Annotated in this window: 28 protein-coding genes; 26 read left to right on the plus strand and 2 right to left on the minus strand. The window is 42.8% G+C overall.

Annotation, left to right across the window (positions count from 1 at the left end):
* Positions 1 to 245 precede the first annotated feature (245 nt).
* The 19 genes from AC2TF6_RS04605 (at position 246) to AC2TF6_RS04695 (ending at position 19,762) form a co-directional block, all read left to right on the plus strand.
* On the plus strand, positions 246 to 1,196 hold the full coding sequence (locus tag AC2TF6_RS04605) for an iron-hydroxamate ABC transporter substrate-binding protein (RefSeq protein WP_491310095.1): 951 nt from the start codon (positions 246 to 248) through the stop codon (positions 1,194 to 1,196).
* 445 nt (positions 1,197 to 1,641) lie between these two features.
* A complete protein-coding gene (locus AC2TF6_RS04610; RefSeq protein WP_491310096.1) occupies positions 1,642 to 3,021 on the plus strand; it encodes an amino acid permease in 1,380 nt (459 codons plus the stop codon).
* A 207-nt stretch (positions 3,022 to 3,228) separates the two neighbouring features.
* Positions 3,229 to 3,669 carry a hypothetical protein gene (locus AC2TF6_RS04615; RefSeq protein WP_491310097.1) on the plus strand — a complete coding sequence of 147 codons (441 nt, stop codon included), beginning with the start codon at positions 3,229 to 3,231 and terminating at the stop codon, positions 3,667 to 3,669.
* A gap of 285 nt (positions 3,670 to 3,954) precedes the next feature.
* Complete coding sequence (locus AC2TF6_RS04620; RefSeq protein WP_491310098.1) at positions 3,955 to 4,617, plus strand: TetR/AcrR family transcriptional regulator; 663 nt, start codon at positions 3,955 to 3,957, stop codon at positions 4,615 to 4,617.
* Complete coding sequence (locus AC2TF6_RS04625; RefSeq protein ID WP_491310099.1) at positions 4,607 to 5,143, plus strand: GNAT family N-acetyltransferase; 537 nt, start codon at positions 4,607 to 4,609, stop codon at positions 5,141 to 5,143. Before AC2TF6_RS04620 ends, AC2TF6_RS04625 begins: the two co-directional genes overlap by 11 nt.
* Before the next feature lie 136 nt (positions 5,144 to 5,279).
* Positions 5,280 to 5,723, plus strand: coding sequence for a hypothetical protein (locus AC2TF6_RS04630; protein ID WP_491310100.1), 444 nt, complete (start codon positions 5,280 to 5,282; stop codon positions 5,721 to 5,723).
* A 23-nt stretch (positions 5,724 to 5,746) separates the two neighbouring features.
* Positions 5,747 to 6,325, plus strand: coding sequence for a P-loop NTPase family protein (locus AC2TF6_RS04635; RefSeq protein WP_491310101.1), 579 nt, complete (start codon positions 5,747 to 5,749; stop codon positions 6,323 to 6,325).
* Between the two features lie 14 nt (positions 6,326 to 6,339).
* Positions 6,340 to 6,705, plus strand: a complete 366-nt coding sequence (locus AC2TF6_RS04640) for a DUF4180 domain-containing protein (RefSeq protein ID WP_491310102.1) — start codon at positions 6,340 to 6,342, stop codon at positions 6,703 to 6,705.
* Positions 6,702 to 7,217, plus strand: a complete 516-nt coding sequence (locus AC2TF6_RS04645) for a hypothetical protein (protein WP_491310103.1) — start codon at positions 6,702 to 6,704, stop codon at positions 7,215 to 7,217. The genes AC2TF6_RS04640 and AC2TF6_RS04645 overlap by 4 nt, the downstream gene beginning before the upstream one ends.
* 690 nt (positions 7,218 to 7,907) lie before the next feature.
* Positions 7,908 to 8,744 (plus strand): MarR family winged helix-turn-helix transcriptional regulator, encoded by an 837-nt coding sequence (locus tag AC2TF6_RS04650; protein WP_491310104.1) that lies wholly within the window; start codon positions 7,908 to 7,910, stop codon positions 8,742 to 8,744.
* Positions 8,745 to 8,894: 150 nt separating this feature from the next.
* Positions 8,895 to 10,343, plus strand: a complete 1,449-nt coding sequence (locus tag AC2TF6_RS04655; RefSeq protein WP_491310105.1) for an aryl-sulfate sulfotransferase — start codon at positions 8,895 to 8,897, stop codon at positions 10,341 to 10,343.
* Entirely contained in the window at positions 10,344 to 11,414 is a 1,071-nt protein-coding gene (locus AC2TF6_RS04660; protein WP_491310106.1) for an ABC transporter substrate-binding protein, read from the plus strand.
* Positions 11,415 to 11,584: 170 nt separating this feature from the next.
* Positions 11,585 to 12,367 (plus strand): ABC transporter ATP-binding protein, encoded by a 783-nt coding sequence (locus tag AC2TF6_RS04665; protein ID WP_491310107.1) that lies wholly within the window; start codon positions 11,585 to 11,587, stop codon positions 12,365 to 12,367.
* 15 nt (positions 12,368 to 12,382) lie between these two features.
* Positions 12,383 to 13,243: an ABC transporter permease gene (locus tag AC2TF6_RS04670; protein ID WP_491310108.1), complete on the plus strand. Its 861-nt coding sequence runs from the start codon at positions 12,383 to 12,385 to the stop codon at positions 13,241 to 13,243.
* A 399-nt stretch (positions 13,244 to 13,642) separates the two neighbouring features.
* Entirely contained in the window at positions 13,643 to 14,278 is a 636-nt protein-coding gene (locus AC2TF6_RS04675) for a hypothetical protein (RefSeq protein WP_491310109.1), read from the plus strand.
* A gap of 4 nt (positions 14,279 to 14,282) precedes the next feature.
* Positions 14,283 to 15,503, plus strand: a complete 1,221-nt coding sequence (locus tag AC2TF6_RS04680) for a 7-cyano-7-deazaguanine synthase (protein WP_491310110.1) — start codon at positions 14,283 to 14,285, stop codon at positions 15,501 to 15,503.
* Positions 15,490 to 16,233 carry a TatD family hydrolase gene (locus AC2TF6_RS04685; protein WP_491310111.1) on the plus strand — a complete coding sequence of 248 codons (744 nt, stop codon included), beginning with the start codon at positions 15,490 to 15,492 and terminating at the stop codon, positions 16,231 to 16,233. Before AC2TF6_RS04680 ends, AC2TF6_RS04685 begins: the two co-directional genes overlap by 14 nt.
* Positions 16,234 to 16,525: 292 nt before the next feature.
* Positions 16,526 to 18,496 (plus strand): retron Eco8 family effector endonuclease, encoded by a 1,971-nt coding sequence (locus tag AC2TF6_RS04690; protein ID WP_491310112.1) that lies wholly within the window; start codon positions 16,526 to 16,528, stop codon positions 18,494 to 18,496.
* 249 nt (positions 18,497 to 18,745) lie between these two features.
* Positions 18,746 to 19,762 carry a reverse transcriptase family protein gene (locus AC2TF6_RS04695; RefSeq protein WP_491310113.1) on the plus strand — a complete coding sequence of 339 codons (1,017 nt, stop codon included), beginning with the start codon at positions 18,746 to 18,748 and terminating at the stop codon, positions 19,760 to 19,762.
* Between the two features lie 228 nt (positions 19,763 to 19,990).
* Here AC2TF6_RS04695 and AC2TF6_RS04700 read toward each other — a convergent pair whose 3' ends face one another.
* Complete coding sequence (locus AC2TF6_RS04700; RefSeq protein WP_491310114.1) at positions 19,991 to 20,224, minus strand: helix-turn-helix domain-containing protein; 234 nt, start codon at positions 20,222 to 20,224, stop codon at positions 19,991 to 19,993.
* A 107-nt stretch (positions 20,225 to 20,331) separates the two neighbouring features.
* Here AC2TF6_RS04700 and AC2TF6_RS04705 point away from each other — a divergent pair, with 107 nt between their 5' ends.
* Entirely contained in the window at positions 20,332 to 20,604 is a 273-nt protein-coding gene (locus AC2TF6_RS04705) for a hypothetical protein (RefSeq protein ID WP_491310115.1), read from the plus strand.
* 9 nt (positions 20,605 to 20,613) lie between these two features.
* On the opposite strand, the gene AC2TF6_RS04710 is transcribed toward AC2TF6_RS04705, so the two are convergent.
* Positions 20,614 to 20,841 (minus strand): helix-turn-helix domain-containing protein, encoded by a 228-nt coding sequence (locus AC2TF6_RS04710; protein WP_491310116.1) that lies wholly within the window; start codon positions 20,839 to 20,841, stop codon positions 20,614 to 20,616.
* Between the two features lie 420 nt (positions 20,842 to 21,261).
* On the opposite strand from AC2TF6_RS04710, the gene AC2TF6_RS04715 reads away from it, so the two are divergent.
* The 6 genes from AC2TF6_RS04715 (at position 21,262) to AC2TF6_RS04740 (ending at position 26,328) form a co-directional block, all read left to right on the plus strand.
* Entirely contained in the window at positions 21,262 to 22,248 is a 987-nt protein-coding gene (locus AC2TF6_RS04715) for a restriction endonuclease (protein ID WP_491310117.1), read from the plus strand.
* 54 nt (positions 22,249 to 22,302) lie between these two features.
* On the plus strand, positions 22,303 to 23,100 hold the full coding sequence (locus AC2TF6_RS04720; protein WP_491310118.1) for a hypothetical protein: 798 nt from the start codon (positions 22,303 to 22,305) through the stop codon (positions 23,098 to 23,100).
* 27 nt (positions 23,101 to 23,127) lie between these two features.
* The gene (locus AC2TF6_RS04725; RefSeq protein WP_491310119.1) at positions 23,128 to 23,409 is read left to right on the plus strand and encodes a hypothetical protein; all 282 of its coding nucleotides are present in this window, start codon (positions 23,128 to 23,130) and stop codon (positions 23,407 to 23,409) included.
* 227 nt (positions 23,410 to 23,636) lie between these two features.
* Positions 23,637 to 24,062 carry a hypothetical protein gene (locus tag AC2TF6_RS04730; RefSeq protein WP_241688745.1) on the plus strand — a complete coding sequence of 142 codons (426 nt, stop codon included), beginning with the start codon at positions 23,637 to 23,639 and terminating at the stop codon, positions 24,060 to 24,062.
* A gap of 170 nt (positions 24,063 to 24,232) precedes the next feature.
* The gene (locus AC2TF6_RS04735; protein ID WP_491310120.1) at positions 24,233 to 25,063 is read left to right on the plus strand and encodes an ABC transporter permease family protein; all 831 of its coding nucleotides are present in this window, start codon (positions 24,233 to 24,235) and stop codon (positions 25,061 to 25,063) included.
* Positions 25,064 to 25,065: 2 nt separating this feature from the next.
* Positions 25,066 to 26,328, plus strand: coding sequence for an ABC transporter ATP-binding protein (locus tag AC2TF6_RS04740; RefSeq protein WP_491311590.1), 1,263 nt, complete (start codon positions 25,066 to 25,068; stop codon positions 26,326 to 26,328).

A 26,328-nucleotide genomic window follows, 5' to 3' on the forward strand; every position in this document is an offset into this window, starting at 1 on the left:
CTGCACGCTGTATTTTTTTTGCATGCTTTCAAGTGAGCGGTTATAGCATCAAGACACAGAAGAATGCTGATAGAGCAGCTCCATCCTATTTAGGTATTGACAGCAGACCGACCTGCCTATAAAATGGTTATCATATTGATAATGATTATCATTATCGTTATTGTTAAAATGAATATCCTCTCAACTCGCTCACGATTGGATTATTCATAGATACATAGCAAATTGATGAGGGAGAGAATCGTCTTATGAAAAAATTAATTCCGTTATCCCTGTTCCTTGTCCTTCTTCTGAGCGCGTGCGGCGGCAACCAAGCAGGCACCAAGAGCGGGAACAACGCGTCCTCTGATAGTTCCGGGACCGCGTCGGCAGCTTCGAAATCCGGCACGTTTACCTATCAATCCGAGAACGGGCCGGTTGAGGTTCCCTCGAATCCGCAGCGTGTCGTTGTGCTTACGCGTTTTTTAACGGGAAATGTGATGGCACTGGGGGCGCCTCTGGTCGGTGTGGACGAGATGTCCAAGGAAAACCCGAATTTCGAAGAGAAGCTGAAAAACATCGAGGCGGTTTCGGACGAAAGTCTTGAGAAGATCATCGAGCTGAAGCCGGATCTGATTATCGGGCTTTCCGACATCAAGAACATCGATAAGTTCAAGAAAATCGCTCCGACGGTCACTTATACTTACGGAAAAGTCGATTACTTAAAGCAGCAGCTGGAAGTCGGCAAATTGCTGAACAAAGAGAAAGAAGCGCAGGCCTGGGTCGACGATTTCAAAGCGCGGACCCAAAAAGCCGGAGAAGAGATTAAGGCGAAGATCGGCGCAGATGCGACGGTATCCGTTATCGAGACGTTCAACAAGCAGCTCTATGTCTACGGGGATAACTTTGGACGCGGCACCGAAATCCTCTACCAGGCGTTTGGGCTGCGCATGCCGGATAAAGTCAAAGAAATGACAAAGAAAGAAGGCTATTTTGCCCTGTCCACAGAAGTGTTAAAGGATTACATGGGCGACTATGTTATTTTCAGTAAGAACGTGGAAGAAGACAACTCCTTCCAGAAAACCGAAACCTACAAGAACATTCCAGCAGTCCAAAACAATCGGGTCTTTGAAGCCGACGCGAAGGCGTTCTATTTTAACGATCCGCTGAGCATGGAATATCAATTGAAATTTTTCATGCAACACTTTCTCGGCAAATAAGCGCATTTCGCGGGATGTATCGTATCGCTTTAAGGAGCTGTCGATCGGGTGTATGTGAGAATAATAAAAACGGCCAGGGACGCAGGTCCTTGGCTGTTTTTTTGATTGAAATCGGAGTCCCTGCACAGTTGTCATCATACGAAAATGTTCATCCAAGCATAAGGAAGAATGAGGAGTGAATCCTGCTATATCGGCCGAACCTGTAATGCTTACTCAGCCGTTCTTTCGACCCCCAGATTCCAGTAAATGCCTGCATGCCCGCAGTTGTATTTGCCAATGTTCTGTCATACAATTTTTTGTAACGTTGAGGGGCGTCACGGAGAAAACGCAGTGCTGCCGCTTCATCCGGATTGCATCACACTAAGTTGGGGGGAACGGTGTTACGAACTAGTAATGGGAAAGCGTGAAAAGCAGATAACGTACACAAACGAAGGGGAGCGTTTTTTTGGAAGCCAAACAATTAACCAGAGGACTGAAGCCGCGGCACATTGAGCTGATTGCGCTCGGGGGCACGATCGGCGTCGGGCTGTTTATGGGGTCGGCCAGTACGATCAAATGGGCCGGCCCTTCTGTTCTGCTGGCTTATCTTTTGGCCGGCATCATTATGTTTTTTGTCATGCGGATCATGGGGGAAATGCTGCTGCTCGAACCGGTGACGGGCTCGTTCGCCACGTTCGCCCACAGATATATCGGCCCGCTCGCCGGTTACGTGACCGCCTGGAGCTATTGGTTCCTGTGGGTGACGGTCGGCATGGCGGAAGTGACCGCAATCGGGATTTACGTGGGCTACTGGTTCCCGGACATTCCCCAGTGGATTCCGGCCTTGATCGGCGTGGGAATCATTGCGGCGGCCAACCTGGCGGCAGTGAAATTTTACGGGGAGTTCGAGTTCTGGTTTGCCATGATCAAGGTCGTCGCCATCGTGTTTATGCTGGTGATCGGAACGGCTATGATTTTCTTCGGATTCGGCAACGGGGGAGAGCCTATCGGTCTCTCGAATCTGTACAGTCATGGAGGCTTTTTTGCCGGAGGGCTGAAGGGGTTCCTGTTTGCGCTCTGCATCGTAACCGCTGCCTACCAGGGGATCGAAATGGTCGGAATTACGGCGGGCGAAGCCGAAAATCCGAAGCATACGCTGCGCAAAGCGATTAAAAACATCATCTGGCGCATTCTGATCTTTTATGTAGGCGCTATATTCGTGATCGTGACGATTTATCCGTGGAACCAGGTCGGCGAAATCGGAAGCCCCTTCGTGATGACCTTTGCCAAAGTGGGCATTGTCGCCGCTGCGGGCATTATCAATTTCGTCGTGCTTACAGCGGCGATGTCGGGCTGCAACAGCGGGATTTACAGTGCGGGAAGAATGCTGTACACGCTGGCGCAGAACGGGCAGGCCCCCCAATTTTTTGGGAAGGTCTCCAAAAGCGGTGTCCCGAGAAATAGCATCATCACGACCATTTCTTTGCTGCTGATCGGCGTGCTTTTTAATTACTTGGCGCCGGACTCGAAGCTGTTCCTGTACATTTACAGCGCCAGCGTTCTTCCGGGGATGATCCCCTGGTTTGCGCTCGCCTTCAGCCAGTTTAAATTCCGGCAAAAGTGGAAGCATGAGATGGCGGATCATCCTTTCAAGTCGCGGTTTTTCCCGGTCAGCAACTATATTACCATCGTATTCTTGTTCCTCGTCATCATCGGCATGTGGTTCAATCCGGATACCCGGGTGTCCCTGATCGTCGGAGCCGTGTTCATTGCGGTCGTCATCGTGGGGTACTATGTTTTTGGCATCGGGAAGCGGCAGAAGACCGGAGAGATCGAGGAAGGGTAACAATCGGCTAAAAAGCCGGGCGAATTCAGACAGGAGTCTGGGTTTGGCCCGGTTTTTTGATTTTCAAAGTTCATTCAGGTCACACGTGCTTAGTATTCTCCGAATGTTCTCTACTAAAAGAACATTATGGATTTGATATTATAAATATGGTATATTATAGGTGTTTATATATAAAAAACCAAATGATTAAACGGAGGATGATCAACTGTGTTCAAATTGAAGAAAATTGTCCCGGTCTTAGTTGTAACCGCATCTCTATTATTGTCGTCTCAGTCTGTGTTTGCCGTTTCCGGGTTAGCGGATACAAGAAGCGAGGCCCTAAATGTTTACCCAAATACAGACTATACATGGACGCTGGATACGGCGGCGGATGAAGATTGGTTTTATTGGACCAATTCCACCAGCAGCACTCAAAGTTTATCCGGCTCCTTGCTCTCTCCTGCCGGCAAAAATTATAATTTGCAGCTTGTGCTTGTTACATCAGGAGGCTGGGAGTATGTCTTGAACACAAACGATAACGGTCCGGGACAACACGACGGCTTTAATTCGACTCTTCAACCTGGAGATAAGATCTACTTCAAAATTAGACCAAGTGGATTCGATTACGACAAGTCTAACCCGTACAAATTTAATTTTAAAGTAAGCTGATCTTGTAAATATTTTCCTAGAGTAATAGTTTAGAGGGGCTTAGGGCCTCTCTTTTTTATTTGAAAACACGCGACGGACGTGGGTTTGCCTGCAACTTTTGAGCGGTATATGGTTCGTGTAACCGTCTAAAAGGCTTGACCAATCGAAATTAAAACGAAGAAGCACCCACCGATTCCATGGACACCTTTTGTTTAATTGTGGAATATTTATATTGAAAAACGACATGAATGTCGTTTATAATTCAACTAGAACAACACACATTGCTTTTGATCGGAGTAAATAAAGATGTCTCCCAAAGTGAACGAGGAATACAAAAGGCAAAAGAAAATCGATTTGCTGCAAAACGCCAAACAGGTGTTTAGTCGGAAAGGGTACAACGGAGCGACTATGCAGGACATTATGGAGGCGGCCGGTGTGTCGAGGGGGGCTTTGTATGCCTATTTCGATAACATTGAGCATGTCTATCTGGAGTTACTACGGCATGAGGACCGCAAGCACGAGATCTATTTTCGCAGTGACGACAAGGAGAACAGTTGGCAGCAGATAAAGAATTGGCTTAACAAGCAGCAGGCCGAAATCGGGAGCATGGAAGAGACTTTAGTGCTGGCGAACTCGCAGTTTTTCTCATCGGCCCAATACCGGAACAACAAGGAGATCTATCCTTACATCGCGACACGTTATGAACGGACGATGGAAGTGCTGACCGGATTTTTTGAAAAAGGGGCAGCCCAGGGCGAGTTTGCACTCCGGCTTCCGGCCGAAACCATTTCACGCTACCTGATTTCGTTCATGGATGGGTTAATCATGGACACGGCCCATATGGGTCCTGAGAAAACGAAGGTGAATGAGCAGTTGGATGCTCTGCTTTTTACCCTGGAAGCTATGCTCGGTCCGGTTCAAGAGAAGACGGAGACAACGGAAAAGGAGAACAAAGAGGATGTTATTTGAATCTTCGAGAGTATTATTTCGAAAAATGACGGAAGAAGACGCAGCCATTTACCACACATGGAGAAACGATATGGAAGTGATGAGAACGACCAATCCCTCCTTGGATTTGTCTACTTATGCGGAAACCCGGCAATTTGTGGAGCAGGTGATTTTGGGGTCGGGCACGTCCAAAAGCTATATGATCCTGGATAAGCCATCCGGGCGGCCCATCGGAATCACCTCCTTGATTCAGCTCGATTTTAAAAACCGCAGCGGAGAGTGTATCCTCGACATCGGCGAGAAAGAGTTTTGGGGCAAAGGCTACGGAAGCGAATCCTTGCGGCTGCTGCTCGATTACGCTTTTCTTGAATTAAATCTGCACCGGGTGTCCTTGCGGGTGTTTGCTTTTAACGATAAAGCCATAGCCCTCTATGAAAAAATCGGGTTCAAACGGGAGGGAGTCTCCCGGCAGGCGGTATTCAGGGAAGGGAATTGGCACGACATACTACATATGGGCATTCTTCAAGAGGAGTACAAGCCTGCCTGATGGAATGAGGGTGGCCGGAGGGTTGCTAGCTCTGCTGAAGTCTCTGACTATCGTGCCTTTCAGGATGAACTCAACAGTTTTGAAAAAGCAAGAGAACTGCTAATACGGTATTTTATTAGATGAGCGGTGAGTGAATTTGAAATCATGGAAAAAGTCCTCCACGGATATACATTTTGATGACATAGACTTTCATGATGCGCTGGTGGAGCGGATTGAGGTAAAAGAACGGGAGATTATCGTTGAACTTGAATCGGTAAACATTTTGCCGAAGCACCCGCTCAATCCATACGATGTTGCTAAAAACACGGACAGGTGCATGTTAGTTTTCCGGCAGGTCCTATCAAATGAAGCTGTTAGATTCCAGGAGGGAGACATTCCTCAATCTATGAATTGCGCAGATTTTAAGAGCTTAGAGATTCTTAAATTTGAACGCTTCGAACAGGAAGAGACCCGACTCTTCAAGATTTTTGGAGTAGACGATCAGTTTTGCGAGTGGGAAGTGAGGGCCGAAGGTTTTGTCCTCCACTGGAACGAATTTATGGGGGATGCCTGGTTTGTGGGATGGAATGAGAACGAATAGAATAGTGTCAAGCGGTGGTCTAGATGAAAAAAATTCATATCATGGGCTCGGTCGGAAGCGGCAAAACAACCCTGGCCAGAAGGTTGTCTGCCGAATGGCAGCTTCCTTTTTATGAGCTGGATAATGTGGTCTGGAAAAGAACTCCCTCGGGTGATGTGCGAAGAACGGATGAAGAGCGCGATGCCTGCCTAACGGAAATAGTGCGTGCTGACGCGTGGATAACGGAAGGGGCTCATCATAGCGCCTGGGTTGGCCCTTGTCTTGAACGAGCGGAGCTCATAATTCTCCTGGATACGGAGTATTCCACGCGGTCTAAGCGCATCATCAGCCGGTTTATCCGGCAGAAGCTCGGTCGGGAGAAGGCGAATTATAAGCCGACATGGACTATTTTTCGAAATATGTTTCGCTGGAGTCATCAGTATGAAACGGAGGGCAGAGCCCAAATTATGGAGCTGCTGGAGCCCTACGGCGTTAAATTGCTGGTTTTGAAAGATACCAGCCAGTTGGATACATTGGCTTTTATAATGAGCAAGGGTATCAAGGAAAGCGGGAAAATAACTGACAGACAGTCGGCATCTATAAATAATCGTCCAAACAAATAGGAGGAATATATGAAATGAACATTACAGTCGATCAACGGCAAAATTCAAAAGTGGCCATCATCTCCAGCGAAAATGTGGTGATTAACAGCGTAAACGACGCGCTGGACTTAATGGCAGATGTGCATTACAACCACGGATGCGATAAAGTACTCCTAAGAAAAGAACAGCTCACTGAGGATTTCTTCGAACTGCGGACGAAACTTGCGGGAGATATTTTGCAAAAATACACCAACTACAGCATGAAAATCGCCATCGTCGGCGAGTTCACCGGGTATAACAGCAAAAGCCTGAACGATTTTATTTACGAATGCAACCAGGGGGATAAGGTGTTTTTCAAGCAGACAGAAGCGGAGGCGCTGGATGCGCTGCATGGGGCATGATCGCTTTTCTGCAAACAAAGGGAATTAAGGCGTACAACGAGATTTTGGAGATAGCGGAACGGCCGGGTTTGCTCTTTTCAAATGACCGGGATCAGGTTGATACGGAGGCCCGTTATAACCATCGCACCGTCCAGCGGCTGAACAAAATGATTAAGAACAACAAATTATCCTTAAACGAGCTGGAAGATATATTCGCTTTCGTAGAATCGGCGTGGGCGTCTTATTTGAAGAAGTTTTATGCGGAAAAAACGTTTGTCTTCTACATGTGGGGAGATTATCAAATTCCTGCGATTAGAATTTCCGTAGTTTCTTATTATGAGGGGCTGGGGCTGCCCTTCGGATGTACAGTGAACCAGGTTGACGATCGGAAGGAAGTTCTCATACAGTATCGGGAAAAAACTTGTTTCGATGGAGTTCCAATTGTGGAAAGTGAAGGTTCAAACATAGCGATCGACGATGAAGAAGAAGATACTTATATACTTACTGTGTATGCTAGGATTATAAACGGTTAAAGGTGAATTGATGAAAAAGCGGATCAGGAGAAAGCTCCACAAGCAATACTTAGGGGACCTTGTTTATGAGATTAGTATCTCTGCGTACTGGCGGCAAAAGCTCTTAAGAGGGGTTGAGGCAAGAGTGCTGATTAATAAAGACTGTATGGAAATTCCATGGGATTTGAGAAGTCGGATTAAACGGTTGGATTTAAGATATTATGTTTCGGTCGTCCCTTACTCCAAAACAACCGGTTGGGAAGATTGGGGGGAGAATTACAGCTATTTTAAATTCGAGGCAGTCGAATTCCCTACAGTTCAGTCGTATTCAGTCAATAACCGGGATGCATGGTAGAAGGCTAACAAAATGAGAATGATCAGGCTGCATAAGAATCTGCTCGGGCAGGTTCTTTTTTTGTGCTTCTGGGAGAGTTCGCTCACATATATTTCGCTCCGGTAATAGTTAACGAAAAGCGATTAAAAACTCAAAACCTACTTGACAGGTATGATTAATTGGTTTAATCTTACTTCAAGATCACTAGATGATTCCTAATCAAATGAATATTCATTAAGCGAGCATTCATTATTTTAAAACTAAACTAATAAGGAAAGCCGATTGGACCGCCAAAGGCTCCTGTAATCTCTTACCGTCAGACGGAGGGGATAACGGGGGCTTTTGTGTTTTCCGGGCCTCCTGACGAAAGGAATGGCATGCACGAAAAAGACTGGGCGTTATACGAAGAGGCCGACTGGCTCTTCCGCAGGCTGGTACGCAAATTTGTGAAGGAACGCGACAAAATTTCCGTCGAAGGCATCACACTGCCGGGCATGCTCATCCTCAACTCTATTAACAGAGAGGGAGAGCAGCGGCTGGGAGAGCTGGCGGAGCAGCTGGATTTTACGTCCGGCGCCGTAACGGCGCTGTGCGACAAGCTGGAGGCGGGCGGCTACGCGGTTCGCAAAAGAAGCGAGTCCGACCGCAGGTCCGTAGCGCTGGACATTACGGATAAGGGCCGGGAACTGCTCCGGCGCAACAGCGGGCTAAGTGCGCATATGATCGGCATCCTGTTCGGCGGGTTTTCGCCGGAGGAACTGGCGCATCAGATCGCTTTTTCCCGGAGGCTGCTGGACCAGATGGAAGGTTTCGCGGAAGCGGTGCTGGCCTATCCCGGAGAAGATGCGGAGGACGTGGAAGAAACGGAAGCAGACGATCCAACCGTGGGGGCTCCGTCGCCTGCGGCGGTTTCAGAGGCCGATGCTTTGCAGGTTCCATTACTGCACTCCTCTGCACAGCCGGCAGCGATAGCTGTTTCGGCAGGCTTGCCGGCCAAGTCAGCGAGGGGAGCATCGGCCGATCTTGAACTTGAATCGGCAAGGTTATCCGCCAAGTCCGGAGAGGAAAGCCTGGCTGCTGCTTTTACAGGCGATACAGCATCCGATCCGTCATCGGAATTACGACCGGAATCGTCATCCCAACCCTCAGCGGATCAGCCATCTGCCCCTAAACCGAAAACGGCAGCCCGCAAAAAGAATTTCATTTCTTATTAACCCGGGTGGCCGAAGTTTTTACGACAAGAGGAGTGTTCTTTTCATTCATCAACTTGCATGTAGAAGATAGATTAAATGGATAAGCGTTACTGCGCGAGGCCATTCCTTTTTTTACAAACCAAATCCAACAAAAGAGAGGACGTTAACCATATGGGACATCCGACGATTTATCCAACGGGAACGACGGTTTACAAACCGGGCAAAAGTTGGAGCGGCTACACACTGTATCAGGCGGCAGAGACGGGGGCGCTGCTGATCGACATGAACGGACGGGAGGTTCATCTTTGGAAGGGGCTGAGAGGGTTCCCGAACAAACTGCTTCCGGGCGGGTACGTGTTCGGCAGTACGGCGGAGCGCGATCCGAAGTATGGGTTTCAGGATGAAGTGAATCTGGTGCAGGTCGACTGGGATGGCAATATCGTCTGGAAGTTTGACCGTTACCAGCATATCGAGGACCCCGGGCATGAGCCGCAGTGGATGGCACGCCAGCATCATGATTACCAGCGCGAAGGCAATCCGGTCGGGTACTACGTGCCGGGTCAGGAGCCGAAAGTCCACTCCGGGAACACAATCGTGCTTGCACATAAGAACGTGAATCGCCCCGAAATTTCCGATAAAGAGCTGCTGGACGATACTATCCTTGAAGTGGATTGGGAAGGAAATGTCATCTGGGAGTGGACAACGAGCGATCACTTTGAGGAGCTGGGTTTTGACGAGGATGCCCGGAAGGCGCTGTACAACGACCCTAACACCCGTTTCTTCGGGGCGAACGCCGGCGACTGGATGCACATCAACTCCGCTTCAGTCCTCGGGCCGAACAAGCATTACGATGCGGGAGACGAAAGATTCCATCCGGACAACATCATCTGGGATGCGCGGGAGACGAACATCATTGCCATTACGGACAAAAAGACCGGTAAAATCGTCTGGAAGCTCGGCCCCAACTATAATACCGAAGAGACGAAACACATCGGCTGGATCATCGGCCAGCATCACGCCCATCTTATTCCGCAGGGACTGCCGGGCGCGGGCAATATTCTGATCTTCGACAACGGCGGCTGGGGCGGCTACGGCACACCGAATCCGGAATCCCCCGACGGCATCAAAAACGCCCGCCGCGATCATTCCCGCATTCTGGAGATCAACCCGGTCACACTCGAAATCGAGTGGCAGTACACGCCGACGGAAGCGGGCTTCCAGGCTCCGCTCGATTCGTACCGGTTCTACAGCCCGTACATAAGCTCCGCCCAGCGCCTGCCGAACGGCAATACACTGATTACCGAGGGCGCGGACGGCCGGATTTTTGAAGTGACGCGCGAGCATGAGCTTGTGTGGGAGTACATTTCACCTTACAAAAACAAACGCAACTCCAACATGGTCTACCGCGCCTACCGCGTGCCTTACGAGTGGGTGCCGCAGTTGGAGCTGCCGGAGGAAGTGGAAATCGCGCCGATCGACGTAGCGGACTTCCGTCTGCCGGGAGCGGCTGCTCGCGGAGCGGTAACTGCCGTGGAAGTCGAAGGAACCGTCTCTTACGGGGAGGGCGCACTGTGCGTAGCGAGAACGGACGAAGGCCAGCCGGAACCGGAGAAGGGTTAGGTGAGGACGATGAGAGAGACAGCAGATAAAAGTAAAAAGGCTGCGGGTCACGTTAGCCTCCGCCGCTTCGCCCGCACGCTGCTCGCACTGGTGCTCATCGCCGCGCTGCTGGCTGTGCTGGCCGGCTGCGGCAAAGCGGTCGCCGACCCGAAACAAGGCGGCGCAGCCAAGCTAAAGCTGAAAATCGCGGACATTTCCACCAACTCGATTTTCCGCGTCGCCAAAAGCAAGGGCATCTTTGAGAAGCACGGCATCGACGCCGAGCTCGTCTCGTTCGCCACGCCGGCCGAAGGCGTCAACTCCCTGTTTATCAAACAGGTGGACGTCGCGTTCGGCGCCGATTTTCCTCTGCTGAATGCCGTGAGCAAAGGCGATTACTCCATTTTCGCCTCGTCGGGTACGGCAACGGATCTGAGCGCAAGCGAGTGGAAGCTGTTCGTCCGCAAGGACATCAAGAGCGCGGCTGACCTCAAGGGCAAGAAGCTGAGCTTTTCCCGCGGCACGTTTGTCCCTTACCTGTGGGATGTGTATCTGGGCCAGAACGGCGTCAAATTGTCCGAGGTGAAGCTGATCGGCCAAGGCGGTTTTGATGAAGCGTATGTCGCGCTCAAAAAAGGCGAGATCGACGGCGCGTGGGTATACGGCGCGGTGCTCAACGAAAAATTCGGTGCTCTTGCCGAAGCGCACGAGCTGACCGACATGTCCAAAACGCCGGTACGCCTCGGCAACGGCCTCATCGCTCCCAACGAGCTGCTCAAAAACAACAAAGCGGGCTTCGTCAACTTCCTGAAGGCGATCGACGAAGCTTCTGCCTACGCTCAGGCGCACCAAGAGGAAACCGCGGACATCATGTACAAGGAAGTCAAGCAGCCTAAAGAGGCGACCCTCAAGGACCTGCCCAAAAACCCGTGGAAAATCGGGTTCACCGATAAAGCGTACAACGGCTACAAGGAGCAGAAAAAATACATGGTCGACAACGCCATCATCGAGAAGGATTTCGACCTGAAAAGCAAGCTGAACCTTGATATTTTGCGGGAAGCGTTCCCGGATAGGGTCATTGAAGTGAAGTAGGTTGCAAATCGGAAAAGCGGGAACATGGGCTGGGTCGACCGCCACGCCAACATTGCAGCGCGCGCCCGGCAGCGGTCGATCGAACGCCGTCTTGCACCGAAACACCGACCGCTATCATGCAGCGAAATACGGCAAGAAAAACGCAACCAAGCTGAACAGGGGGATGAAGTATGAGTACGAAGGCAGTGCCGAAACGCAACGAAATCCACATCGAACGCCTGGACAAAAGCTACACGCAGCCTTCCGCGGGCGAGCTGCACTACATCATTCAGGACGTGAATCTGGCGGTCCGGGGCGGCGAGTTCTTCGTCCTGCTGGGACCGAGCGGCTGCGGCAAATCGACGCTGCTCAGTCTCATCGCGGGCTTCGTCTCCAAGACGTCCGGCCAGGTGCGCGTCGGTGACCGCGAGGTCGACCGGCCCGGCCAGGACCGCGCCGTCGTCTTCCAGCAGGCCGATTCGTCCCTGTTCCCCTGGCTTACGGTCAGGGAGAACGTGGAGTTCGGCCTGCGCATGAAGCGTGTCCCGGCGGCCGAGCGCCGCAGCATTTCCGACCAGTACATCGAGCTGGTCGGTCTCAAGGGACACGAGAGCAAGTTCCCGCGCGAGCTGTCCGGCGGCATGAAGCAGCGCGTGCAGCTGGCCCGCGTGCTGTCGAACGATCCGGCCATCCTGCTCATGGATGAGCCGTTCGGCGCGCTCGACGCGATGACGCGCCGCACCATGCAGAAGGAGCTTCAGCGGATTTGGCAGGAAACCGACAAAACCGTCATTTTTGTCACCCACGACATCCAGGAAGCGCTGCTGCTCGGCGGCCGCATCGGCATCATGTCCGCCGGCCCGTCGTCCAACATCTCGCACATCTACGACGTGCCCCTCGCGTATCCGCGGGACCTGGGGTCGCCGGAGTTTTACGAGCTGTACAACCGCATCCAGGCGCATTTCGACGAATAGGGAGGAGAAGCTGACATGAACACGAACGCCATTACGGCAAAAAAACCGATCACGGCCAAGCCGCCCATTACGGCTGCTTCGGCCCGGAAACCGCTCATCCGTAAGTCTTGGTTCAAAAAAACGCTACTCACCCTCGTCTTCTGGATCGCGGGACTGCTTCTGTGGCACGGGCTGTCGCTCGTCTACGGTCCGGAAATCCTGCCCGGCCCGATCCTGACCGCCCAAGGCGGCTACGAGCTGCTGGCAGACGGCACCCTGCTGCAATACATCGGCATCAGCTCGTACCGCGTCCTGCTCGGCTGGACCCTCGGCAGCCTGATCGCCATCCCGGTCGGCCTCATCATCGGCAAAGTCGACGCTATCCGTGCTTTTGCGGAGCCGTTTCTGAACTTCATCCGCTTCATTCCGCCGATCGCGTTTATTACACTTTTCCTCGTCTGGTTTGGCATCGGGGAGACATCGAAAGTCGTGCTCATCCTGTACGCCACTTTCTTCATCGTCGTGCTGAACACCTTGACCGGCGTGCTCGCCGTGGAGGAGGACAAAATCCGCTCCGCCCGCAGCATGGGCGCCTCCGAATGGCAGATCGTCTTGCACGTCATCATCCCGTCCACCGTACCGTACATGTTCACCGGCATCCGCCTCGCCATGGGCACCTCCTTCATGGCCATCATCGGCGCCGAAATGATCGCCTCCAACGAAGGCGTCGGCTATCTCATCTGGAACTCGCGGCTGTTCTTCCGCACGGATTGGATTTTCGTGGGGCTGATTTGCCTCGGGCTGATGGGCTTCATAACAGATCGCGCCGTGGCGCTGCTGGGGCGTAAGCTTTTGGCACGGTATGGGGTTGTGGGGGCGGTGGGGGGACGGCGGTAAGGGGAGACAACTAACTTAATCTCAAATGTTTTTAAACCTCTTCAGAATAATTTCTGGAGAGGTTTAAATTTTATATATGACATTAGATTTTATTTGGTTCTGAAACGTAAAGCTTGGATCCCAATTAGGTGATTTTTATAAGGGTTGGTGAAAATTGAAATGAGGATAGCAGTGCATGAACGTAAAGTTACTCAACTTGATTCATCGATGGCTTCTTTTATGGGATCGCCTAGTCAGGTATTATCGCTTCAAAACAAAACAATGGTAATATCGTAATCATTCGTTCTAAATTGATTTTAAACATGCTTAATAGATATTTCAGTTTTCGACATAATTTTACAAAATGTAGTATTTATTTTTGCTATAATTGTAACCATATTTTAGTATGGGGGATGAAATATGGGTACTTCAAAAAGAAAGACTAACCTTAACGTTAAAAAGTTATTGCAGGAGATAGGCCAGCAAGATATAACTAAAACTTTACCTCAAGCAACATCAGTGGTACTAAATGAAAAGCACATAATGAGAGAGTTAAAAGATGATGCTTTTAAAGTTTTAATTATAGCAGGTGTTGAAGGTTTAACTGGGGTGATGTCTGGTGGACAATTTGAGGGGATGACTTTAGATGAAATTAAACAAGATAGTGAAATACAAAATAACTTTTTAGAAAAGCTAATTGAGCTAGCGGAAGAACGAGCCGATGATGAATTGTCTGAGCTACTGTTACAAGCATTCAGGCTTGCAGTTGTCGAATTTTTGCAAGATAACAAAAATATCGATGATTTCATTTCTATATTTGCCTATTTCTTAATTTATTTAATAGTTCAAAACGAAATCATAGAAGTCTTTAGCAATATATATTTAGATATCCCGCATAACGAAATAAATAGGTTAATAAAAGAGCAGTCTAAAAAAATTGTAACAACTGATCTTTCTTACAATATTAATGAATACATCAACGGTAAAATTTCTTTAAAAAAATTGGTTGAACTTATTGTGCTGAGGGCAGAAGCGGCTGAATTAGGAGAGTTCTAATATTATGGGGAATCATTTTATTGATTATTTTGGTAAATATCCATATGAGTATTTTATAAATGATCTTGATAATCCTAATTATGTTACAGATCAAGACGCATTGCTTCTAGATTTAATTGATGTATTTGCTTCAGTTTATTTTATGGATATCAGTTTGAAACGGCCAGTTGAAAACACAAGAACATTTACTATTGAGGTGCCTGTATCGAACGTAGATATTTGGAATCTTAATGATAATCTTTTAACTAGGCTTATGAGGTTCGTTAGTGGAGATAACGTATTATTTAAGTTTATAGAAAAGAAAAAAAGTAATATAGTTAATTATTTACCTATAGAAGTTGCCCAGCAATATAACAATATAACTTTATTATCAGGTGGGTTAGATTCTTTCAGCGGAGCATTTCAAAATATTATGGAGAAGAGGAATGCTATCTATTTAGGGTACAAACTCAACACATATGAACAAAGTAAACAAAATGACATTAAAAACTTTGTTTTTCAAAATGATAAAAGAGCTATTGGATATTTTGTTAATAAATTAGAATTCAAAAAAAAAGAAAGTTCACAAGCGACAAGGTCTCTTCTTTTTCTAACTTTAGCAAGTGCCGTAGCCTATAATTATAAAATATCAGAGATATATATTTATGAGAATGGTTTTCTCTCGTTAAATCCATTTAAAAATGGAAGATTTACTACTAAAACAACGCATCCAAAAACTATAGCTATGTATAATAGTATTCTTGAGAATTTTGGCTTTAAAATAAGAATTGTTAATCCTTTTATCTATGAAACAAAGGGAACTGTTATAAACAATATGAATTCTTTTTTTAAAAAACAAATAAAGAATACGTATAGTTGTTCCAAAGGTAGAAATAACATTAAACTTACTAATAAAACCAAGCAATGCGGTTATTGCATTCCATGTATATTAAGAAAAATTTCTTTAGCGGCTTATGACAATGAAATTTTTGATGTAGTATATGAATTAAATTATCAGGAGAAAATGAAGAATGTTGCTACATTAAATCAAAAAGAAGAATATAAATCTTCGATAGAATATTTTAGATCGTGTAAACAGGATATTGATAATGGGGAAATTTTTGGTTATTTGGGGTTGAAAAGCATCTATTATGAAGACAAAGGATATTTTAATAAAACCCAAAGAATGTTGAGTATGTTTAGTAAAGAAGTTGAAAGGTATTTGGATAAATATGATATATTTTGATTTTCATGTCCATCTTGATCACTATTCAGATGCACAGAAAATTGCTAAAGAGTATGAAACAAATAAAATTTATGCTCTATTTGTAACGAATCTTCCTGAACTGTTTGAAAAACAATATAAATTTTTTAGTGGTTTTAAATATGTTAGGATTGCATTAGGATTTCATCCTGATTTGACAGATAATTATCCATTAAATCAAGAGATATTTGAAGCAATGGTAAAAAAAACGAATTATATAGGTGAAGTTGGTATTGATGTTATACGAGGAAATAGGATAAATTTAAAAAAACAAATTGAAAATTTCAATTTTGTTACTCAAGAAAAATATAATAAAGGAAAAATTTATTCTGTTCATTCAAGAGGCGCCGAAGACGAGGTTTTAAATATCCTAACTAAAAATAATGTAAAACACGCAGTATTCCACTGGTATACTGGAAAGCTATCTACACTAGAAAAAATTGTTGAGAAGCAGTACATGTTTTCCATTAATATAAATATGTTAAATTCGAAAAAGGGCCTAAAGATTATAGAGTCCATTCCAACTAATTTATTATTATTTGAAACCGACGGACCCTTTACAAGATATAATAATAAAATAATAAGGCCTGCAGCAATTTCAGAGGTTTACAATGTATTTAATGAAAAGATACTTGGATTTGACGAAATTGCGTATAAAAATTTTAGACGACTCCTTTTATTGAGAGATTTGCACTCGAAAATAAATTCATAGCATTTTGTTTTTAAGAATTTTGTAAGTATACAGGATATATAAAGAGTTTAACGATCATATAATTAACATGTAGATAGCATTTGGAATGTAGAAAATCTCGTCATTTTAAACTTAATATTTATCCTTATAGAATAATATATATACAATATTGATAAATTAAAAAAGTGAAGTAGAAATTTTCTCTTAGCTACCATGTTCGGAACTCATGCTTATATTTGTCATTTCGTTACATCAAACTAATTACAAACACATGTATTATTTCGAACAGGAAGATTTGAAAAGAGGGAATCCTATGCCGATTACAAAAATTAAAATAAAGAATTTTAGATCATTAAAGAATGTTGAATTAGCGTTAAGTGACATAAATTGTTTAATCGGCGAAAATGGAACAGGAAAGACAAATATTTTAAAGGCTTTAAGGTATTTTTATAATAATCTTTCAGAAAGTCAAATTGATTCAAAGTTATTTGATAAAAATAATCCCTACAATGATTATTTTGTAATCGAAGTTACTTATAATTTACAAAAATTATCGCGGATTACTCAAAATAATCTAGACAAACAATTTTTAGGTGATATTCACCCTTTTTTTAAAAAGGTGTTTTCAGAAATCTTTAATTATGTTGACGATGAAATGGAATTAACACTTATCCTCAGACAATATAAAAATAATATTCAAGAATGGAATATTCCTTACGATGTGAGAAATTTTATTAAAAATAATTTTCCTATTTATTTTATACACGCTAGACAGATCCAATTAAATGATTGGGAAAACCTTTGGGAAATTATTGGGGATATGAGCAAATTTAGACCTGCTGAAGGGGTCTTATTAGATGTTGAAATTAAGAAGATGTTAGAAACAATGTTTGGTGAGAAAATTTTAAAGGATTTACGACTTATTCAGGATGAATTCGAAATAAATGATATTAAGTTAGATTCTTTTAGTCCAAAACAAAAGTTTTCACATATATACCAATTTCAATTGGGGGGAAGACAATTTAAGCATAAAGACGAGCATTTAGATTATTTTTCTGATGGGATGAACGCCTATAATTATTTGAAAATTCTTATAAATATTGTTGGGAAAATAAAGCCTTCCAAGTTAAAGGAACCGACAATTGTTGTGGACGAGCCCGAAATTGGCTTACACCCAAAGTACGCGGATGATTTAATTAATAGTTTTATATCTCAATCAAAAGTAATAAGAATTCTACTTGCAAGTCATTCTTCAAGAATGGTGAAGAATGTAATGAGTGCTCGTCATGGAATTATGTATCATGTTTCGCAAAGAAACAAATATACCTATCTTAAGAAGATGAATGGATTTACTAATCTTAGAGAAAATAATATCATGTCAGAGAAGGAGGCAAGTTTTTATTTTTCTAGAGGGATACTTTTTGTAGAAGGTGCCACAGAGTTGGAGCTGTTCACAAATAAAAATTTAAGGAATTTATTTCCGATACTCGCTGAATTTGATGTGTACTCATATGATTCTGATAATGTTAAATTAAAATTGACCCATCCAAATGAAAAAAACACCAGCATACCTTACTTATTACTTCTGGATTTAGATAAAATATTAAATTTTCAACATAAGAATAATCGCTTTATAATAAAAGGAGATAATTACAACCCTTTTAAAAATAATGGATTTTTAAAAAAGGAACATTTTTACTATGGTGACAAGCGAAAAAAAACACTCCACTTAAGAGCTAGAATAAATGGACTCTTAAAAAAATGCACTTTTATTCCTGATAAACATTGGGGTTATATTCATGACGATTACTTTTATTTAGTTAAGACACTAATTAAAAACTACTGTGTTCAATACAATGTATTTCCTGTTAACACAACAATTGAGGGAACGATTATCAATGATAGTAACTATAAGTTAATATACAATTGGTTAGTTCACACGAAAGATAAGAATGAAATTGATGATATTTATAATCACAATACAAACGGGGTTTATAGAACTACGGTATTACGACTTTTATTTAGTGGGAAGTATGACAGTCTTGATTCGTTTGACGATAGTAAAATTGAAGGATTTACTGATAAAAGTATTAAATCTGTATATAAAAAAATTAATAAAAATAAAATTCAAAAAACAGAGGGCTGGGTTACAGAGCTTTTAAATTACTTTTTTGAAAATGAAATTGACACTTTAGATGATGATGAAAAGAGAAGAAAATTTAAATCCCAATTTTCTGAACTATACGATATAATAAGAATGCTTGAATATAGACTTCAGAAATAGAATAGAGTGAGTAGCAATAGCTTAGTTAGATAATAACAGGCACCTTGTTGACATGTTGAGTCTTGTAACCTTGAAAAAGTTACATAGAATATCTCAAAAAACCAAGGATAGAGTGCTACAATTTTGGGCTCGGCTGTTGTCGTGGCTTATCGATGTGGTATCTCCTCGCTGTTTAAACGCCAAGGCGAGGTTTTGAGAAGGTACTCACTCTATTTTATATACATTGTTTTGAGGTGATTCACTATATTTGTGAAGACAAGCTCCTTTTTTTATGATGATATACTTAGATTTGATAAGGTGGAATTGGAACGAGTTATTAATGACAAATCGAAAAAATACTATACTGTTACAATCCCCAAAAAAGGCGGTATAAGAACTCTAAATTGTCTAGATAAAGAAGCGGAACTTTATTCTCTGCAACAGAAACTATCTAGGTATTTTCTTAATTCTATACCGTTGCCTGATAATGTTTTTGGATTTGTAAAAGGTAGTTCGTATAGAGACTTTTTAATTCCTCATGTTAAGAAGGATACTATCACAGAGAAATATTTTCTAAGGGTGGATATTAAGTCTTTTTTTGATACAATTAATTCTCATATGATAAGGAAAGCTTTGTCTTACTATTTCAAAATATCGGATGAAGAGCTTAATGAAGATGTTTTAAACAAAACTGTTGATATTGTTACTTTAGATGATGTATTACCACAAGGTGCTGTTACGTCACCAGTGGTATCAAATATTGTCTTTAGACCTATTGATTTAAGAATAAGAAAATATTGCAGAAAACTTGGTTTTACGTATACAAGATACGCAGATGACATGCTTTTTTCATCAAATAATCCTCGAATATTAGATTCATTTTTCATTAAGATGCTAAAAAAAATCTTGAAATCTAATAATTTTTCAATAAATTATAACAAAATAAAAAAGAGTGTTTCTGAAATTTCTCTAAATGGTTTTGTTATTGGTGACAGCGTTAGGATATCAAGAAAAAAGAAACATGATATATCGAATGCGATTTTTCTATTTGAAAAAGGTGGAGTACCAAAAAAAATTCAAGACTACATTGACCGTTTGAATGCTGCTGAATTTTATTATAGAAGCAATGACTTTACTAATAAGAGCAGTGTAATTAATTATTTGTGTGGCTATAGATCGTTTTTAATAAGTTGGTTACCTCACGAAAAAGACAGTTTTTATACAGAATGCAATAATTTAATTGTAAAAATTGAAATGTTAATCTTAAAAGTTGAAAAACTAAATTAATTTAGAAGTTGAAAGATCTCATCATCTTAATTACTAGAAAAAACTGTAAATAGGTTTGAAAAATTGAATTTGGAATTATGACTCTGAGCCATTACTATTAAAGATATTTTGAGTATTAAATGAAAATTCATCTACACATGGCTTGTGTATGAATCTTTCTTGCTTGCAAACCAAGGTTCAATTTGTTGATTTCCTATTAAAAACAGCTTTCATATATATGGATAAAATTTAATACTCGTTCTGTTCATTTACCTCAACCAAATCAATAATCTCCTGTATATCGCTGATGCCAAGTGCATCGGCGATTCTTTCTATATGACTAAAATTAATGTTGGTGCGCTTGCCGTTGGAAAGTTCGCTTAGCGCGGCATGTCTTATATCAGATAAACGGGACAGTTCTCGTAAAGAGATGCCTCTTTTCTGGATGAGTTCAGGAATCTTTATCACAATTTTCTTAGACATAAAAAATCCCTCCTCAAAGCCTTGCTATACGCAAAAACGTAACATATAATAAAAAATGAACTGGTACGCTATTGCGTATAATATGAGCTGCTGGAGGTAATTTATTCATGTCCTCACTTCACTGGCGTAACAACTCTCTAATTCACCGTTTCGATAAGCTTGCGGATGAGGCCGATGCCTCAATGGTTTTTCAACCTATGACGGAGCAGCTTAGTGTCTTAGAAATGGAATTGCTGCAATCTCTTGGAACCGATCAGCAAATGCTTTTCCGGGATTGGCAGGACAAGGAACTGGCCCTGGAGTACATGAAAAAAGAATGGATTTACGTTAGAGGCGTGCAGGATGGCATCAAGATTTTATCCCAGCTATACAGCGAATGACTGTCAGATTTAATCTTTGTCGGCAGTCTCAACTAAATCAATAATTTCCCGTATGTCGCTGATGCCAAGTGCGTCGGCGATTCTTTCTATGTGACTGAAGTTAATGTTGGTACGTTTGCCGTTGGAAAGTTCACTTAGCGCGGCATGTCTTACATCGGACAAGCGAGACAGTTCTCGTAAAGAAATGCCTCTTTTCTTGGTGAGTGAGGCAATTTTGATCACAACTTTCTTAGACATAAAAAATCCCTCCTTAGAGCCTTTCTATACGCAAAAACGTAACATATAATAAATCTTTATCTGGCACGCTATTGCGTATAGTTTGAGATGCAGGAGGTATTTTATTCATGAGTGACTTGCGTAACAACTCCCTAATCTACCGTTTCGATAAGCTTGCAGACGAGGCTGAGGCCTCAACGCTATAGCTAAGCCAAGCCTCGTCACCTTACCGTATAGGTATCGAGACCTAGGCTTTTTTTGTTTTGTGCTCTCCAGTAAAGGGAATGGATGGAATTTTGGCGAAAGTAATCCTATATAGGTTTAAAAAGAGGAGATAGGTATGTTTATTGGCTTCAGGAATCGGTTTCTATTCTGAAGCAAAAAAAGCTTAGCATTCGTTACATGCGAAAGGCTGCATTTTACAAACGGGGGTATACAAAGATGACCAAATGGTGGATGGTACGCGCAGGAGATAACAACGAGTTAATTCCGGAGTGGCAGGCGAATAAAATTGCTTCGATCGGCTGGCCGCAGTTAGATGATCCCAGGAAGTTTGCATCCAGAGAGAAGTTTGTTGAACACGCTCATTCGGTTTATGCCGATCAGAAGCCAGGGACGCGGCTCTCATGGGCGGGACAGATTTGGAGATATTACAATGAGGTTGCCCTGAATGATCGGGTGATTACCTATTCCAGAGAAACCCGGGAGTATTTGCTCGGGACGGTGACCAAAGCGCCAGAATACAAAACGGATATCAACGCTTTGTATCCCAATGTGATTTCCGTGTCTTGGGAATCCAAACGAATTCCCCGCGATTTGTTGTCGCAAGGAGCCAAATACTCTTTAGGCAGCACATTGACGGTTTTCCGGATAGACGATTGGCAGGAGGAGATTCTGGCTTTATTTCACCAAACACCAGTTGCACCTGTGAATGTCACCGTTCGAGATGAAGAAGCGGCAGAGTTTAACACTGAAGAGTTTGAGGGACGGGCCAAGTCGCTCATTGAGGATCGGGTGGACAAGCTCGACCCGTGGGAGATGCAGGAGCTGGTCGCGGGGCTGCTTCAAGCGATGGGCTACCAGACGAAGGTGAGTCCGAAAGGTCCCGACGGGGGTGTGGATGTGCTGGCTCACCGGGATGCGTTCGGGTTCGAGAAGCCGATCATCAAGGTACAGGTCAAGCATAGACGTGCCACCAGCGGCGGGCCTGAGGTGCAGCAGCTCGTAGGAGCAAGTCCTCACGGAGCGAGCTGTTTGTTCGTGTCTACGGGCGGTTTTACGGCGGCAGCCAGGACCGCTGCGCAGCATAATGGCGTCAAGCTGGTGGATTTGGCAGGCATCGTCGAGCTGATTAACGACTGGTATGACAAGATGCCGTCGGAGAAACAGGCGTTGATTCCTTTGAAAAGAATTTATGTGCCCTCGTAAGGTGAGTAAGAGAGGCAGGCACACAAGGAAAATGTGACCAGGAAGGAAGTATATATGTGGAAAGATATAGCTGCTTTGTTCGGCAGCAATCCGATAGTGACCCTATTAATTGTGGTGGTCGGCACTTCTACTTTGTGGATGTACAAAGAATTTAAAGAAATATTGAATCGAAATAACATAACCAAACTAAATCTTATAAATGAAAGTATAAAAACCTTCGGAAAGTTGGAAGCCGCTATTGCATTAGCACTGAAGAAGCCTGAAGATGAGAACATTTTAGTAAAACTGTACGATCTTCTAGGAGAAAGTAGTGCTCTATTCACTAAAGAAATGAGGGAAGTGGCTCGTACCTTCTACTCGCAAGGACATCCTCATATCTTGTCGGCCTTGCAAATTTTTATTGATAATCAAATTAACACTTCTAGGATGGAAAAAGCAGAACTTTCTAAATACGAGAACTCTACAGACGTTATAGATAAGATTGAGAGAATGATAAAGCCTTTTGTTCCTATCCTATTTATATGGGCTTTTGTTTTACTGCTTGTCTCCTATGTTTCGGTTTTAATTCACCAGCAGGATATGTCCTCTAAAATTCATTTAACTATGTTTTTTGTCTCTACATTAATTTCCTTTATGTTTTTTAGTGTCTTGTTATCGGTTGGACTTGATAATAAATTAGGCAAACAAGGGCGCTACCGCTGGATGCTACACACTACTATTGTGTTCACTCCGTTTGTTTTCTCGCTATATACACGATTATGGTGGATCAGCATCAGTATTCAGGTGATTGCTTTTATACTGCTTATTAAAAAGCAGAAAAAAGCCAAAAACTCTTTGGTTTTGCTTAAATAAACTAGTCTTATATTTGGAGGAACCATCATGACTTTACCAAGTGAGTTGTCCTCGATTTTTCGTCATAAACAAAAGTCTTATAAAATGGTCCTCATTCTCTCTATGCCTGGCGGTCGGGGAATTCACACCTTATTGCTCACGTCAAAATACATGTTGGATCGGGCAGTAGAGATTGCTGAGCTTAAATTGGAGTCGGAAGCAGATCTTGTTCAGTGGCGAGAGAAACGTCGACAGGGCTCTGTGAAGGTGGTATTGGATCATCAGGATGTGGATTCGGCTAGACAGGTGTTGGGGGTCGAGGTTCGGTGAGTATGTTAATAAATATAATGCAGCTTAAAAAAGCACTCCTAGGGGAGTGTTTTTTTATTTTTTAGAGAGGCATGCAAGACTTAATTTACATCCAAAAATCAAGTAAATATAAGAAAAGATTACAGTATATGTAATAATGTGATAGGCTTTAACTTGTACTTATCTTTTCCGATGTGATAAGCTGGCCAGCTTTCAAATACAACCATTTGTTGAAGGGATAGATGACGATGAATACTAAGAAAATGGTACCTCTAGCATTATCCGTTGGAATTATTCTTGGAAGTGTAGCTCCAAGTGCCCTCCATGCACAATCTACAGATGCAAATGGTGCTATTGGTGGATGGAGTGAAAAAGACGGATATTTTAGTATTACGGCCGTTTCATCCTTTATCGGTATAGCATCCACAGCAAAACATACAGGATATGTAGAAGACATAGACCGTGGCAATGTCTTATTTTCACGGGCGGTTGGCAATACTTCATGGCCGGGTGTATACCACTATACGCGAGCCAGATTTGAAGGACACATTACGGGAAATATATTAGGAGATAGCGGAAGAGTGTGGGGAACGAACGCCACCGAGGCTAAAAGCGACTGGGTGGACAGATACGCAAGCGATTGGGTTGGAAAAACATACTACGGTAACGAGTAATAAGGAGTCCATGAGAGAGATAAGGTTATCCTGTCTCTCTCTATAAATAAATCATGAAACCTACATATATCCGCTCTGCCTCAGACTATTTGTATTACTTGATCATGTTTCTGGCTACTTTTATATGCGTGGCCGCTTTTTGGTTTATATCCTATTTGGATTATGTGAATATGCTAAACAATGGGTACAAAGATCAGAAAGCTATTTTTTTAAAAATGGAAGCGTTGGATTTTCCTGTTCACCCGAATGCGGGTAAATTCATTTTATTTCAATACCATGATGATCGTCCTGCTCTGAAACATGTTTGGGTAAATGGAGAACTGAAACTTCCTCCTATTAAAAGAATCGATGAAGGTTCAGAAACAGATAAAATAGCCGTCATGGGAACTAATGCAGAAGTGAAAAATATTCCGAACGACTACAAACTAATCGGCTATTTTAATACTCCCTATTCATATAAATTAAATTCGGAAATTTGGCTGCTGTCTAAAAATCCGCAAATAGAGCTGAAGGATGGAAACCAATTTGTATTTATTTCGCCAAGCCGCGATGTGAAATCAGTTTTTGATCAATTTATTAACGGGAATAACGTGGAGATCATTAACGCAGAAACCAATGGATCTTATATTCTTAAATCAAATCAAGTAGTTGGAACGATCTTTTATATAACCATTCTTTTTATGACCACAATATTTTGCGTATCGGCTATGATTTGGATAAAACGAAAAAATCACTTGCTGTCCGTATTATATATATTCGGATACTCCTATCGTGCGATCTATAGAATCATACTGAGATATTACGCCTTGCCCTACATTCTTTTTTCTTCCATCCTATTTGTGATTTTCATGTTGATTTCCTATTATGCCGTTCCTTTATGGGATGTATCATGGATGCTGTATTCCTTAAATCTGATTTTGTTACATCTTGTCATAGTAATTATCTTCGTTTTCTACTTAACGTTTATTTACACGGTGAAAAAAGGCGGTAAAAGATTTTGAGAATGATTCTTCTATTTATAAAACAAAACAAGTTATTAAATATGACGATTTTTCTGATCTCGCTGATTTTTTGTAGTTTGCTTCTGGTACTTACGCTAAACATCAACCAAACCCGTATTGAAATAGAGGCAACCCGGAACTTTAAAGACAAAAATATATATCAAATTTCCGATAATTTATACAAGGAAAAAGAAAAAGAATTTTTTTCTAAACCCAACAGTTTTGAAATCCTCAATAACTTTAGTAATCAGGTACATGTAAATGAGTCTTACAAGTATTATAACGCCGTCTGGCAGCCCATTGAGATATCAGACTTTAAAGGCGATATTATCTATGATGCCTACTACGAAACGGGAAACAATCAACCGTCTTATATGATACAAAATAAATCATATCGAGCGATAAAATCCGTACAGATGAACCAGGCTGTATTTGATTTTAATCATCTTCAGTTAGAAACCGGAGCGGGTTTCAAGGCTGATGATTATGTTTTTAAACAAGAAGATGATCGTTTACCTATCATTCTTGGCTCCGAGTATAGCTCTGTTTATAAAACAGGCGATACGTTAGATATTTTATACTATCAAAAAAAATTTACCGGTGTGGTTGTGGGGATACTGGAGCCTTCCCAAAAAATCATGACAGTTAGGGAGCCGGAGCTTTTATTAAATCGATATATCATTTTGCCGCTGCTTGATTTTGAAAAATCTCCTCCGAAAATGGAAGGTATTTTTCTGAAAGCATTGTTGTTGAGTAAAATAAATGGGAACATCATTACCGACTTAGAACCTTTGCAAATACGTACTATGCTGAATGAAATATCCACAAGGACGGGTTTTAAAGAGTTTAGTGTTATAGGAGCAAATAGTCTGGCAGTCAACTCTATTGTTAATATGACGGAGATCAATAGAAATACCTTGTTTGTTATTTCAGTGGCTTTGTTCATTACGTTAATTGCCCTTTTCATTATCATTATGAGGATAATCATTAAGAAAAATATTGATTTCTATAAAGTGCTGCTAATTAGCGGAGTAAGTATGAACCAAATATATAGGATCATAAACTATCAATTACCTCTGTTAAATTTGATTGGATGTATTTTGCCCTTGGTATTTATTATGGTTACCCTTAACAATCCGTTACACTTATTAATGAACTATATTATCGTGGTTGGAATCTCAAGCCTGATCATTGCGATTGCGGTTAACCGGTACACAAGGAAATACTTTGAGAAGGTGGATATTGTTCAGCAACTGAAAGGATGA

It is taken from the genome of Paenibacillus sp. JNUCC 35, from assembly GCF_058269095.1.

Excerpts from the sequence above, each read along its gene's own strand:
- AC2TF6_RS04650 (WP_491310104.1), top strand. The coding sequence starts at position 7,908 with ATGCACGAAAAAGACTGGGCGTTATACGAAGAGGCCGACTGGCTCTTC.
- AC2TF6_RS04700 (WP_491310114.1), bottom strand. The coding sequence starts at position 20,224 with ATGTCTAAGAAAATTGTGATAAAGATTCCTGAACTCATCCAGAAAAGA.
- AC2TF6_RS04690 (WP_491310112.1), top strand. The coding sequence starts at position 16,526 with ATGCCGATTACAAAAATTAAAATAAAGAATTTTAGATCATTAAAGAAT.
- AC2TF6_RS04680 (WP_491310110.1), top strand. The coding sequence starts at position 14,283 with ATGGGGAATCATTTTATTGATTATTTTGGTAAATATCCATATGAGTAT.
- AC2TF6_RS04710 (WP_491310116.1), bottom strand. The coding sequence starts at position 20,841 with ATGTCTAAGAAAGTTGTGATCAAAATTGCCTCACTCACCAAGAAAAGA.
- AC2TF6_RS04635 (WP_491310101.1), top strand. The coding sequence starts at position 5,747 with ATGAAAAAAATTCATATCATGGGCTCGGTCGGAAGCGGCAAAACAACC.
- AC2TF6_RS04735 (WP_491310120.1), top strand. The coding sequence starts at position 24,233 with ATGCTAAACAATGGGTACAAAGATCAGAAAGCTATTTTTTTAAAAATG.
- AC2TF6_RS04605 (WP_491310095.1), top strand. The coding sequence starts at position 246 with ATGAAAAAATTAATTCCGTTATCCCTGTTCCTTGTCCTTCTTCTGAGC.
- AC2TF6_RS04625 (WP_491310099.1), top strand. The coding sequence starts at position 4,607 with ATGTTATTTGAATCTTCGAGAGTATTATTTCGAAAAATGACGGAAGAA.
- AC2TF6_RS04645 (WP_491310103.1), top strand. The coding sequence starts at position 6,702 with ATGATCGCTTTTCTGCAAACAAAGGGAATTAAGGCGTACAACGAGATT.
- AC2TF6_RS04670 (WP_491310108.1), top strand. The coding sequence starts at position 12,383 with ATGAACACGAACGCCATTACGGCAAAAAAACCGATCACGGCCAAGCCG.
- AC2TF6_RS04725 (WP_491310119.1), top strand. The coding sequence starts at position 23,128 with ATGACTTTACCAAGTGAGTTGTCCTCGATTTTTCGTCATAAACAAAAG.
- AC2TF6_RS04665 (WP_491310107.1), top strand. The coding sequence starts at position 11,585 with ATGAGTACGAAGGCAGTGCCGAAACGCAACGAAATCCACATCGAACGC.
- AC2TF6_RS04655 (WP_491310105.1), top strand. The coding sequence starts at position 8,895 with ATGGGACATCCGACGATTTATCCAACGGGAACGACGGTTTACAAACCG.
- AC2TF6_RS04715 (WP_491310117.1), top strand. The coding sequence starts at position 21,262 with ATGACCAAATGGTGGATGGTACGCGCAGGAGATAACAACGAGTTAATT.
- AC2TF6_RS04730 (WP_241688745.1), top strand. The coding sequence starts at position 23,637 with ATGAATACTAAGAAAATGGTACCTCTAGCATTATCCGTTGGAATTATT.
- AC2TF6_RS04685 (WP_491310111.1), top strand. The coding sequence starts at position 15,490 with ATGATATATTTTGATTTTCATGTCCATCTTGATCACTATTCAGATGCA.
- AC2TF6_RS04620 (WP_491310098.1), top strand. The coding sequence starts at position 3,955 with ATGTCTCCCAAAGTGAACGAGGAATACAAAAGGCAAAAGAAAATCGAT.
- AC2TF6_RS04740 (WP_491311590.1), top strand. The coding sequence starts at position 25,066 with ATGATTCTTCTATTTATAAAACAAAACAAGTTATTAAATATGACGATT.
- AC2TF6_RS04705 (WP_491310115.1), top strand. The coding sequence starts at position 20,332 with ATGTCCTCACTTCACTGGCGTAACAACTCTCTAATTCACCGTTTCGAT.
- AC2TF6_RS04720 (WP_491310118.1), top strand. The coding sequence starts at position 22,303 with ATGTGGAAAGATATAGCTGCTTTGTTCGGCAGCAATCCGATAGTGACC.
- AC2TF6_RS04675 (WP_491310109.1), top strand. The coding sequence starts at position 13,643 with ATGGGTACTTCAAAAAGAAAGACTAACCTTAACGTTAAAAAGTTATTG.
- AC2TF6_RS04640 (WP_491310102.1), top strand. The coding sequence starts at position 6,340 with ATGAACATTACAGTCGATCAACGGCAAAATTCAAAAGTGGCCATCATC.